Source organism: Eubacterium sp. Marseille-QA0814, assembly GCF_965119675.1.
Classification (GTDB): domain Bacteria; phylum Bacillota; class Clostridia; order Lachnospirales; family Lachnospiraceae; genus Eubacterium_G.
Genome location: NZ_CBCPMG010000001.1, coordinates 1,421,485 through 1,435,156, shown reverse-complemented (window position 1 = coordinate 1,435,156; position 13,672 = coordinate 1,421,485). Strand labels below are relative to the sequence as shown.

Sequence of the window (13,672 nt, the reverse complement as noted above, 5' to 3'; positions counted from 1 at the left end):
GATAAGTTAATTATATATTATTTTGGAAAAATATAATAAATTATTGTATATGTATTTGTAAAATAAAAAATATGTTTTATACTTATTACAGTGTGTGTTTAAGTTTTATCAGCATAATAGCAGAGGAAATAAAATAGGCACTGTAATTTTATTTTGCGGAAAGAAAAGAGAAAATTATGAAATTATCTGAGTTAAAAAAAGGGGAACATGGTCAAATTATACATGTTGGTGGAGAAGGACAACTTCGAAGACATTTTTTGGACATGGGACTTATTGAAGGAACAGGGATTGAATATATGAAAACAGCTCCAATGGGAGATCCTATAGAGTATAGAATATGGGGATATGAATTGACTCTTAGGAAGGATGATGCTGCATGTATTGATATAGAACTTGTAGATGAAAAGGTCATAGAGCAACAATATCAAAAAGAGAGTAATCCAACATATAACAAAACAACGCATCCTCATATTGGGGAGCCGGGAATTTATCATGTTAAACAAAGAGGAGAAAAAATAGCTAAAGGTAAGTTAATTACATTTGGCCTTGCAGGAAATCAGAATTGTGGAAAAACAACATTGTTTAACCAACTAACAGGAGCAAATCAGCATGTTGGAAACTTTCCAGGAGTTACTGTAGACAGAAAAGATGGCCCAATTAGAGGCCAGGAAAATACAATGGTTGTGGACTTGCCGGGCATATATTCAATGTCACCTTATACAAGTGAAGAGGTAGTGTCCCGCCAATATTTTCTAGATGACAGACCACGAGGAATTATTAACATTGTGGATGCTACCAATATTGAACGAAATCTCTATTTGACAATGCAATTAATAGAACTAAATATTCCTATGGTTCTTGCACTTAACATGATGGATGAGGTTACTGCCAATGGAGGAGCAATAGATGTAAATAAGTTAGAGGCTTCTTTAGGAATACCTGTTGTGCCAATTTCAGCGGCAAAAAATGAAGGTGTGGATGAGTTAATTGAGCATGCAATGCATGTGGCAATTTACAGAGAACGTCCGGGAAGAATGGATTTTTGTGATGCTGAGGGAGAAGATGGTGGTGCAGTACATAGAGGCATTCATTCAATTATGCATTTGATTGATGACCACGCCCATAAAAATGAAGTCCCAATACGTTTTGCAGCAAGTAAGATTATAGAAGGTGATCAGGAAGTAATTGACCGACTTCATCTAGATCAAAACGAAAAAGAAATGATAGAGCATATTATTATCCAAATGGAAAAAGAAAGTGGCATGGACAGACATGCCGCTTTGGCAAAGATGCGTTTTTCATTTATTGACAAAATATGTAAACAGACAGTTGTCAGACCAAGGGAAAGTAAGGAAAGAATACGAAGCAAAAAAATTGATAAGGTTTTAACAGGAAAATACACAGCAATTCCATCATTCATTGTTATTATGGCAATAATTTTCTGGTTAACATTTAGTGTGGTGGGAGCATGGCTTCAAAACCTTATGGATATGGGAATAACCTATTTAAGCAACTTATGTGAAAATGCAATGAATGGGGCACACGTTAACGAAGTATTGCAATCATTAGTAATTGACGGAATTTTTGTTGGTGTGGGAAGTGTACTTAGTTTCCTTCCAATAATAGTTGTATTGTTTTTCTTTTTGTCATTACTTGAGGATAGTGGTTATATGGCAAGAATAGCTTTCGTAATGGATAAACCTTTTAGAAAATTAGGTTTGTCAGGACGCAGCTTTGTACCAATGATAATTGGATTTGGTTGTTCAGTTCCTGCAATTATGGCAACAAGAACATTGCCATCAGAGCGAGACAGAAAAATGACTATTTTACTTACACCATTTATGAGTTGTTCAGCAAAGATTCCTATTTATGCATTTTTCGCAGCTGCGTTTTTCAGTCACAATGCAGCTTTGGTAATGGTAGGCTTATATTTTACAGGAATAATTGTGGCAATTTTATATGCTGTTATTTTAGATAAAACTAAATTCAAGGGAGAACCGGTACCATTTGTAATGGAACTTCCAAACTATAGATTACCTGGTGCCAAAAGTGTTTTAAGATTAATGTGGGATAAGGCGAAGGACTTTATAACAAGAGCATTTACAATTATATTTTTAGCTTCAATGATAATATGGTTCCTACAGACATTCGACATACATTTTAACTTAGTAAAAGATGCAGGAGATAGCATGCTTGCAATGATAGGTGGAGTGATAGCTCCAATATTTGCACCATTAGGATTTGGAGATTGGAGAGCATCAACAGCATTAATCACAGGATTTACAGCAAAGGAAAGTGTTGTAAGTACACTAAAAGTATTGTTAGGTGGTGGAGCCATAACATCGATGTTTAATGTGAAAAGTGCAATAGTATTTTTAGTATTTACTTTACTTTATACACCATGTGTAGCCGCTGTTACTTCTGTAAAAAGAGAATTAGGCGGAAAATGGGCAATAGGATTTGTGGTTTTACAATGTGTAATTGCCTGGATAGTAGCATTTTTGTTTAAGATGGTGCTTATGATTGTATAAATATACATTTTTGTGTAAGTTATGTCCATTGAAATATAGGATAAATAATGCTATTATAAAAACAATTTAATTGAATATCAGTATATGGTTCGGCAAAAGGTTTTATTTACTTACAGAATCTAACAGGTTCTAAGGTAAATAAAACGTTTGTGTCGATTAAAAGGGAATTCGGTTAGAACCCGAAGCAGTCACCACTACTGTAATGCAGACGAGAAAGCAATTATGTCACTGGGAAACTGGGAAGGCGCTTTTAAGGATGAAGCTGAGTCAGGAGACCTGCCATATATGTGGTTTAAATATATTTTCCGGGTGAGGAGGATGTGTTTTTTTTGTTGCCTTTTTATAGTAAATTATTTCAAAAATATAGTTTTTGGTAAGCAGAGATTTAATCTATGTAAGAGAATTTACAACTTAGATAATTGTTATGATAAAAGTAATCAGGAGCGACTATGGATAAGAAAAAATACAAAAATTTAATAAATAATATAGTCGTTATAATTACGGTTATTGCTGTTATTGTTACTACATTTAATGTAATTAATAATCGGGGGGATGTGCCGGACAATCCAATGAAAGATAAACTGGCAGATACGTCCAAAGTTTATGAAAACAGTAATCTGAACCTAGATGATATAGATAATTCACAAAATCAGGAAGACACAAATAATAAAAGTAATAAGTCAGATATCAACAGCGATTACAATACTGCCAATAAAAGTGATAAGTCAGATAACGATAGCAGTAACAATACTGATAACAGAAGTAACGATGTAGAGAATAATAGAAACGACAATAATAATAAAGGCAATCAGAATACAAAAAATATAGGTAATAAGAACACAAATCTAAATAACACTTCCAAAAAATCAAGAGGAAGTAACCCTTCTAATACCGGGCCGGGAAAAGACGGCGGAAAATATGTATCCCACGTAAAAAATAAAAAAGTTAAGAAAGAATATTTTTCCACAACCATTAAGGATGGAGAAACAATATCAACTTATGAATATTCATTTAAGATAAAGCATTTAATAGATAGTCTTACAGTTGAGCAACAACTGGTTTATGTAAATGAAATGGTTGTAACTAATTTTGATGGCAGAGTTGTGCTAAAAGAGGGCACAAATGATATAAGAATTAGCATTACATACAGAACTGAAGATGGTCAGGAAATAAATGCACAGAAAAAATATACAGTAAACGTAGACACAGAAAATCTTTTTATATCTACGGATTTGAAAAATCAAACAGTATCATCACCAATTTTAAAATTTTTTGCACTGGCAAAAATGGGAAACAATAATGGAGAAATGTTTCTTAGTTTAAATGGCAAAAACATAACTGGAGAAAATGGTAAATATTCTGTTGTATTAAAAGAAGGGGAAAATGAAATTATTGCCAAAGGAAAGTATGGCAAATATGAAATAACAAAAACTTTTAAAATTGTTTTAAAGTATCAGGAAGGTTTCGGAATCGAAACAGATTTGGAAAATCAGACAGTTAATGCAGATAAAATAAGCTTTTTTGCACTTGTTAGAAATGGAAGCAGTAAGGCGAAACTTTCAGTAATTGTCAATGGAGATATTATTGAAGGTAGCCAAAATGCTTACAGTACGAAGTTAGAAATTGGAAATAACACCATACGACTGAAAGCAGTGGACACAGGTGGTGTTTCAATAAATAAAACATACACGGTTAAATATGTGCCATTGGCTACAAAAGATACAGAACCAATTCTTGAGTACATAAATATAAAAGATGGAATGGATATTAACGGGGAAACTTTTACATTGTACATTGGCGCCAAGGACTACAAAGATAACAGGATTTACTATGATGGAATAGAAGTTAAGTTAAATGGCAAAAAGATTCAATATCGATGGTCTGCAAAATATGTTGGTTATTTACTTAATTTACAAAATGGAATTAATAATTTGGAAATTAAGCTAACCGACAATCAGGGAAGATATAAAGTATTTACTTATAAAGTTAAATGTACATACATAGATCAGGGAACAGTAATAGGAACTGCAAGGGTCAGCATAGATGCAAAGGTTATACATTTAGGCGTTTTACTTAAACCTAAGAAAGTTGACATTTATTATGGTGACAGTGCAGCAGATGTGTTTGAAAGAGCAATGGATGGAAGTGGCTTTACATTTACTAACACAGGGACAACAGGCACAGGATTTTATTTGGAGTCAATTGGCAGACCAGGGATATTAAAAGGTTGGAAAATTGACGATAAATTAAAGAAAGAAATTCAAGAAGACGGTTTACAGTTTAATATAGATCCTGCAACCGGAAACTATGTATACGATATGGATAGTCTGTCAGAGTTTGATTTTTGTCAGGGGTCAGGTTGGACATATTGCGTAAATGGTGAATTTAAGGAGTATGGCATGTCAGAATATAAGCCAAAGGATGGGGACAATATTCTCATTAGATATACGTTGGCTTATGGCAAAGATATTGGTGGATATAATCAGTCAGGCACATCCTATGGAATAAAAGACAAGTACGATATTACATATTAAAGTAAAGCTTTATTCAGAATTAAAGGAAAAGTGTCTTGAAGTAATAAGATGAAAAAATATATAAAACCTATTTGAAAAGTAATGAAGCACAACAGGTGAAAATATCTCAAATAAAAGAATAAGATTGGGTGTAATTAATGAAAGGACATAAGTATGATTGAAAAAATAAATCAGAAAATAAATGAAAAGTTAAAAGACATAATTAGTGAAGTTGAAAAAGTAATTAAAGGAAAAAATCAAATTGTGGAAAAAGTTTTAATGGCAATAATTTCCAAAGGGCACGTTTTATTGGAAGATGTGCCGGGAGTGGGAAAGACAACTTTAGCTTTAACTTTTAGTAAGGTTTTAGGACTTGATTATAAAAGAATGCAGTTTACACCGGATAGCGTGCCTTCAGATATAACAGGTTTTACAGTTTATAACAAAGAAAGCGGAAGTTTTGAGTATATGGAAGGGTGTGCAATGACAAATCTTTTGTTGGCAGATGAAATTAACAGAACCTCAAGTAAAACTCAATCGGCATTGTTGGAAGTAATGGAAGAAAGAAAAATCACAGTGGACGGAGTCACAAGAGAAACAGGTAATCCCTTTGTTGTAATTGCAACTCAGAATCCAACAGGCTGGATTGGTACACAAAGTCTTCCAAAATCTCAGTTAGACAGATTTATGGTAAGACTTAACATGGGCTATCCAAGCAGAGAGAGTCTGATAGAAATTATGAAAGACAGACACCATGAAAATCCGTTAGAAAAAGTTAAAACAGTAGTCACAAGAGAACAATTAATTGACATACAAAACCTTGCAGAAAATATTTTCGTATCTCAGGAAATTTATGAATATATAAGCAGCCTTGTGGAAAAAACAAGAGAATATGAACTGGTAAGTCTAGGTGTAAGCCCAAGAGGAGCTTTGGCAATTTGCAAAATGGCAAAGGCGAGAGCTTTAATGAAAGGCAGAGATTTCGTTGTGCCGGAAGATGTTGACTATGTATTTGAAGATGTGTGTTGCCACAGAATGGTGTTTAATAATAGTCCGTTAGATGATGAAAATTCCAAGGAAGTCATAAAAGAAATTCTAAACAGTGTGACAATTAATATTTAAAACAACATTAAAAAAAGATAGGAACCTTATGAAAATAAAAAAAATCTTATGGATATTATTTTTAATTTTTCTTTTGCTGTTGGGAATTTTGTGTGAAAAATCATTATTTCTCACAGTTGCATTGGTACTAATAATATTAGAAGCGTTTTCCTTATTGTATGGCAGATTTGCCCTTAAGAGACTTAGTGTAGATTTAAAGTTTCCGGGAATTGCCGGTAAGGAAAAAGAAACAAAAGGAAAATTAATAATTAAATTAAAGTATTTATTGCCTTTAAGTGAAATTAAGGCTAACTGCAAAATAAAAAATAAGTTTACCGGAGAGGAAAAAGCCGTAACAATTAGCACTTTTATGGGCATGAAGAAAACAGAGAAAATCCCATTAGGACTTAGCAGGGAATATTGTGGTTGCATAAACATAGCTGTTGAGAATATAGAGATAGTTGATTTGTGGGGGATTTTTTCAAACAGAAAAATATTAGGCAATATATGTAAAATTTTTATTTTGCCAGAGACAACAAATATAAAAATAGAAGAAAGTAGTGGAACAACTGCCATAGATTCATGGAAATTTGTGGAAAGTAACAGTGCTTCTTCCGGTGAAATGTACGATATTAGAGAGTATGTTAAGGGAGATAACATAAAAAATATTCATTGGAAATTAACAGGTAAATATGAAACACCTATGGTTAAGAAAATGTCAAAAGAGACAGAAGACCTGGTAATGATACTTTTTAATAATGTAGATGAACAGGAAAGCTATGAAGCTTGGGACAAGTTAGGACAACGCTTGTTTTCCCTTAGCAAAAGTTTAATTGAAAAAAATATATCTCATAGTGTTTCCTGGTGTAGCAAAGGAAAATGGATAACTTATAAAATAACAGAGCAAAAAGACTTAACAGGAAATCTTTTGAAAGTTTTAGATGTTGACAGCAATAAGGATTATTTTGTGGATTTTGAAAAGAAACTACAGGAACAAAAACTATATTATGAAAATGTGATTGTTGTTTCTAACTAACACAGAAAGGTGAAAAAATGAAAAATCAAAGTACAGTTGATTTAAAAAAATTAAATACGGAAGCTAGTAAATCAACAGCTATTTTGAGAAGCGTTTTGGAACTTATTCTTTTAATAGGAACAGGTGGATTTTTGATAACTTTATTAGATTTTAAAATCACATCCTTTGGTCTGAATGGAAAAGTATTTCTAAATAAAATTGGAAATATGGTTGGAGAAAAATTCGGAGTGATAACTTCACAATACAAGCTGACTTCTAATGGAAGTATGGATGTAATATTTCTTGTACTTATTTTGCTGTTATTTTTAACACTGCATGTGTTGATAAGCAGCGAAAGACTATTACCTTTATTTATTGTTGGAATTAGTATTTTGGTTTTACAGGGGGTGTTTGGAAATAACAAAAGTACAATTTGGATGACCATTGTTCTATTTGCAAACATGGCAATTTATTTAAATAAAACAATTGGTAAGGCAACCATTAGGTGGAAAGCACAAATAATAGTAGTTGGCACAGTGCTAATAATAGGTGTGTTAATAAATCCCATATCCAATATTTTATGGAATGATAATGGTGGTAAGGCAAACAGTATAAAGAAAGTAAATTCTATTTTAACAGAACAAATCGATAACTTTAGATACAACAGAAAGAACAACATAGCCTTAAAAGTGAAAATGTCTAAGCCTGAGGTTTATTATTTAAAAGGATTTGTGGCAGGTGATTTTACAGACAAAGGCTGGGAAAGCACAGACAAAAAGACTTTATACAAATATTCAAATTTATTTTATTGGTTACATAAAGACAGCTTCTATGGACAAAGCCAGTTAGCAAATGGAAAACAGGAGTTACTTGGAGAAAAGTCAGAAAACAAAATGACAGTTAGTGTTGTAGGGGCATCATCTAAATACATATACACGCCTTATGAATATATTACTGATAATGAAAAACTAAAAAATAAAAACAGAATTGGCGATGAAAGTCTTGAGTCAAAAGGTGTTTATGGAAAGAAAAACTATACATTTATTGTAAGTGAAAACATAGTTAATAATTTTTCTGAAATGGTTGATAAATTAAATAGATTACAAACCAAAACAGATTATATGGTAAAGGAAAATTATTACAATCAATTTGTATATGAGAATTATTTAAAATTAACTAATACTGAAAAGCAATTATTAAGTACATACTTGAAAAACAATACTGAAAGAAAATCTTATGGTGATGCAAAATCTGCAATTGTAAATTTTCTTAATAAAAATATAGCTTATGATGAAAAGTCAGAAGGAATAAAAGATTATAGAAGTTTTCTTACAGAGTTTTTAGAGAAAAACAAAACCGGTAATAATAAAGATTTTGCAACAGCTACAGTTTTAATGTTTAGGTATTTTGGAATTCCATCAAGATATGTAAAAGGTTATTTAATTACCAAAAAAGATATAGAAAATGTTAAGGCAAATCAAACAATTAACATTAAACAATCTAATTATCATTCCTGGGCAGAGTATTATCAGGATGGAATCGGCTGGATTCCATTTGAAACTAACAGTAAATATAGAGATTTAATGGGAACAAATGATAGTATTTCAGGCAACAATAATGATTCTAATAGTGGTAATAAGCAGACAATTCAAAACGTAAATAAGGATAAGCATTTAGATGATGAAGTAGAAGAAAAAAAGGTTAAAGATAATAAAGAGGAGAAATTAATTTATTCTATTGTTGCCTTATTGAATTTGTTAATACTTTTTGTGGTAGCTTATGAAATCAGGCTCTATATACTTAGAAGAAAAATCAGACAGAGCTTTGAAAATGGGGACAATAACAGAACAGTTATTAATTATGTTTCATTTATGGTTAGCACATTGCGCATATTTGCAAAAGTTCAATACAACAGCATAAGTGAGTATAAAAAAACAGTAGCTAAGTATCAGTTAGGAGGCAAAAACACATATTTAGAAATTGTCAATTTATATGAAAAGGCAAGATACAGTAACAAAGAAACAGATGTGAATGAAGCGAACAAAGTTAAAGCTTATGTTAATAATGTAAGGTTTAATATGTATGCAGGTTTAAAGCCGGTTCAAAAGTTCAGATGGAAGTTTGTTTCAAAATATGGAAGCTTTACAAATAGGAGGTAGTAATGAAAAAAAGAATATATTCTTTGCTGTTAATTTTAATATTAGTAGTTACAACATGCTTTTCCGGTTACGGTAATGTGTCAGCGGCTGAAACGGAAGGCAGTAAGAAAACAGTTACCGTTTATTTTACTTTAAGTGAAGATGGAAAATTTGTAACGGGAAATGATGATAATGAAACAGTTCTTTGTCATGTTCCGGTAACCATAAGCTATTTTGATTTGGCAGAGTATGGTTTGGAAGACTATTACAGATATGAAGCAGATTCATTTGAAGATGGCGGAAGATATAACAGCGATAAGATTGTTGAACAGCCAACATTACTACACTTGTTTATAAAAATGTTGGAAAAATATTATTTGCCTAATGGAGAAAAATTCATTCCTAATGACAGCACTCAGGATGCAATGAGCATATCAGGTTCTGCCACAAGTCTGTACATGACAAGATTCTGGGGCCATGATGAAAACCTTATGTATTATGTAAATCATTCTTATCCATTACAGGCAGCAGGATGGGGTTCTACATCAGACTATATTTTGTTAGAAGATGGTATGGAAATTGATGTGGCAATGTTTTCTGATTGGGACTTTTACCACACAGGGGCATTTGCTTATTTTACAAGTGAAAGTACAAATAGTGTCGACTCAGGAATATACAATATTAAAACCAATGAAAACATCAGCCTTACAATGAGAGGCACTGCAACTAATGCGGCAAATGATGGGAGCTCAACTTTTGTGGGAGAAAAGATGCCGGGGGAAGATGTTGTGTATTGCAAACAGTCTCAGGCAGTAGCCGATTATAACAATGATAATTGGAAAAGGTTTGGCACAACAGATGATAAGGGTCAGATTAATTTATCGTTTGATAAGCCGGGAACCTACTATGTGTCATCTACATCACTTTATGAAAATTATAATTTGTCATCAGGAAATGCCTGTGTGGCACCGCCTATTGCAGTAATAAATGTAAGTGATGACAGCGGGGAAGTAACGGAAACATCTACTGAAAAAGATACAGGTGAAACAGGTACAACACCACAGGAAAGTACGGGCAGTCAGGAGACTAATACTGAAACAGGAACAAAAAATCCTGATGTAACTACAGAAAATGTGGAAGACTACACCGGCAACATTATAAAAAACATGGAAATAAGTAATGGTGTTTCAGATAACGCATTAAAGTATAGCCTGGATTCTCAGTTTCAAAACAATAGAAATGAATATAACATTACAATACCCGATTATGAGAACTCAGTTTGTGTGAGAGCAGCGTTAGACAACAGTGAAATTAATGACGTAGAGATAGTAGTAAATTATACAGACATAAATGGAGAAAACAGGGTAGTTTCAATTGTTGGAGACGATGAACTTGGAAAGAAGCTTAACAGGATAATTGAAACAGGAGTAAGTGGAAATCAATTTACAATAACAGCAACTTATAAAAATAAAAAAGAAAATTACACTTTTAATATTATAAGGAAGCTGTCATTGAAAAATTTGTCTGTAAAAAGTACGGATAACAACATTGATTTACAACCACAGTTTGAACAAAACACAAATGAATATGAAATAAACATACCTGAAAGTTTAAAGGAAATTACTTTAACGGCAGTTCCTTATATGAAAAATCAATACAAGGTTTACATAAATGGAAAAGAAACAGAGAGTGGCAATGATTACACAGTTAGCACAGATAACAATGTAGAAATAAAGCTTGAAAAGGATGGCTGTGAAAGTAATTTATACATCTTAAAAATTAATAAAACAAAACTTGTAAGTGTAGATTTTGAATTGACCAAAGAAAGTGTTTTACAGGTAAAAAATTCAAATAAAGAAACAATTGTTAGTGAAAAAGTTCCTGAAGATAAATATACTCTTGAGAATTTACTTCAGGGCGAAGAGTACTCCTATGTAATCACAAAAAATGGCCATGTATCTAAAAATGGAACTTTTAAAGCAGGGGAAGTTTCAAGTATTAATGGAATTTTAAGCGAAGCTCAGAATAATGAAACAATAAACAAAAACATTAAATCTCAGTGGAGTAATTTCAGAGGTAATAGTGACAATAATGCAGTAACAGATTCATTAACTGCTACAGATTACAAAAACTCAATGTTGTATTGGGCAAAAAAAGTAGGCAAGGGCTATGGCAGTGGAGCACCAAGTTCACCAATTCTTGTGGGGGAAGATTTGGTTTATACTACAGCAACATCAGTTGTAAAAATTAATACAATTACAGGAGAGATAATTAAAAGTGGCGACATGATTAGAACTTCAGCTTTTAATATTACACCACCAACTTATGGTGATGGAATGATTTTTGTGGCACTGGCAAGTGGTGCCGTACAGGCGTTTAATGCGGATACATTGGAATCTTTGTGGGTTTATGAAGATCCGTTACATGGTCAACCTAATTCGCCAATTACATATCACGATGGTTATGTGTACACGGGATTTTGGAATGGTGAAACAGGCGTTGCTAATTATGTTTGTCTTTCTGCTACAGATGAAAATACAGGTAATCAGACTGAAAGCAAAGAAGCAACCTGGACATATACTTCAAAAGGTGGGTTTTACTGGGCAGGCAGTTATGTTAATGATAATTATCTGGTAGTTGGAACAGATGATGGAGCCAGTGCAGACGAGACAGGAAATGGCTCACTGCTTGTATTAAATCCATTAACAGGAAAAGTAATTTCAAAATACAGTGACATTAGAGGTGATGTGAGAAGCACCATTACCTATGATAAAGATACTGACAGATTTTATTTTACATCAAAAGGAGGAGATTTCTGTTGTGCAAAAATTGACTCCAAAGGAAATATAGAAGAGATTAAGAAAACAGACCTTGGCAGCGCAAGTACATCCACACCTGTAATTGCAAACAGGCGGGCATACGTTGGTGTAAAGGGTAAAGAGCAGTTTGGAGTAAACTCAGGGCACCACATTACAGTTATAGATTTAGAGAATATGAGCATAGCTTACAGCCTTTTAACAAGAGGTTATCCACAGACAAGTGGACTTGCCACAACAGGCTATGAACAACAGGACGGCTATACCTATGTTTATTTTATAGATAACTATGAGCCGGGTAAGGTAAGAGTTCTGAAAGATAAACCGGGTCAAAGCTCAGCAATTATAACAAGAGACAGCGAGTACGAAGACGAAAATGACTACAATGTTTTGTTTTCACCAAAGGGTGAACAGGCAAACTATGCAATATGTAGTTTGATAACTGATGAATACGGAACAATGTATTTCAAAAATGACTCGGCATACATGATGGCTCTTGGCAGTAAAATAACTAAAATAATGGTTACAAAGAAGCCTGACAAATTAGTTTATAAGGCTGGTGAAACATTTGACTCTACAGGTATGGAAGTTACGGCTTTTTATTCAAATGGAAAAACAAGAGATATTACAAAATACGTTACTGTGGAAAACAAAAAATTAACAGCCAACATGACAGACATAGAAGTGTCATTTGAACATGTTTTGTATAACGATGAATTAAAGAATTATGAAAAATTTGAGCCTTTAATTGACACAGTAGACATAACTGTCATTGACGAGGCAGGGGAAAAGCAGGCAGCAAATGTTGTAAACAAAATCAACTTAATTGGCGACAATATTACAATAAATTCCAAACAGGCAATTTTTAATGCAAGAAATGCTTATGACAGTTTAGATAGTTCATTAGAATTTCTTGTTAGCAACTACGGAAAACTAACAAAAGCTGAGGCAACTTTCAAACAGGTAGCAGCTAAATATTTTAGCCAAAATCCGTTGAAAACAAAATGGGATAATAAGTTATTCCAAACAATAAACATAAGTTGGAATAGTTTAAAACAGGCTGATGGATATTTAGTTTACAAATTGAATTCAGCAGGAAAGTATGTGGAAGCTGCAAACATAACAAAGTTAAATTTCAAAGACACAACAGCTATAGTTGGACAAACTTACAAATATAAAGTTATTCCATACATAAAAATTTCAAATAGCAAAATGGGAATAATTTTAGGTAAAGCTTCTGCTATACAGGCAAAGTCAAAGCTTGGAAAAACAGAGAGAGTGAAGCTTTCTAAAGCAAAGAAGAAATACATAAAGATTAAATGGAAGGGAAACAAAAACTGTAGTGGATATGTAATTTACAAAAAAACAGGTAAGAAATTTAAAGTTGTTAAAACAGTAACCACTAATAAAAAGATTACATATTTAGATAAAAAAGTGAAACTTAACAAAAAGTATTCTTACAAAATCAGAGGATACAGAATTGTTAGTGGAAAGAAAATTTATGGTGATTTTTCAGCTATTAAAAGCTTAAAAATAAAAAAATAAAAAAGGAGAAAGA

General features: G+C 32.6%; 6 protein-coding genes and 1 riboswitch. All 6 genes read left to right on the top strand.

Features of this window, described 5'->3' with window-relative positions; genetic code table 11:
• Nucleotides 1-176 precede the first annotated feature (176 nt).
• The 6 genes from feoB to ACQY63_RS06655 all read left to right on the top strand — a co-directional run bounded on the left by feoB (nucleotide 177) and on the right by ACQY63_RS06655 (nucleotide 13,659).
• Entirely contained in the window at nucleotides 177-2,531 is a 2,355-nt protein-coding gene (gene feoB, locus ACQY63_RS06680) for a ferrous iron transport protein B (protein ID WP_302689321.1), read from the top strand.
• Nucleotides 2,532-2,638: 107 nt separating this feature from the next.
• A riboswitch (cobalamin riboswitch) is annotated at nucleotides 2,639-2,829 on the top strand.
• A 151-nt stretch (nucleotides 2,830-2,980) separates the two neighbouring features.
• Complete coding sequence (locus ACQY63_RS06675; protein ID WP_428244910.1) at nucleotides 2,981-5,065, top strand: DUF4430 domain-containing protein; 2,085 nt, start codon at nucleotides 2,981-2,983, stop codon at nucleotides 5,063-5,065.
• A gap of 153 nt (nucleotides 5,066-5,218) precedes the next feature.
• Nucleotides 5,219-6,166 (top strand): AAA family ATPase, encoded by a 948-nt coding sequence (locus ACQY63_RS06670; RefSeq protein WP_428244909.1) that lies wholly within the window; start codon nucleotides 5,219-5,221, stop codon nucleotides 6,164-6,166.
• A 28-nt stretch (nucleotides 6,167-6,194) separates the two neighbouring features.
• On the top strand, nucleotides 6,195-7,181 hold the full coding sequence (locus ACQY63_RS06665) for a DUF58 domain-containing protein (protein ID WP_022164648.1): 987 nt from the start codon (nucleotides 6,195-6,197) through the stop codon (nucleotides 7,179-7,181).
• A 17-nt stretch (nucleotides 7,182-7,198) separates the two neighbouring features.
• Complete coding sequence (locus ACQY63_RS06660) at nucleotides 7,199-9,319, top strand: transglutaminase-like domain-containing protein (protein WP_428244908.1); 2,121 nt, start codon at nucleotides 7,199-7,201, stop codon at nucleotides 9,317-9,319.
• A gap of 2 nt (nucleotides 9,320-9,321) precedes the next feature.
• Complete coding sequence (locus ACQY63_RS06655) at nucleotides 9,322-13,659, top strand: PQQ-binding-like beta-propeller repeat protein (RefSeq protein WP_428244907.1); 4,338 nt, start codon at nucleotides 9,322-9,324, stop codon at nucleotides 13,657-13,659.
• Nucleotides 13,660-13,672: the final 13 nt, after the last annotated feature.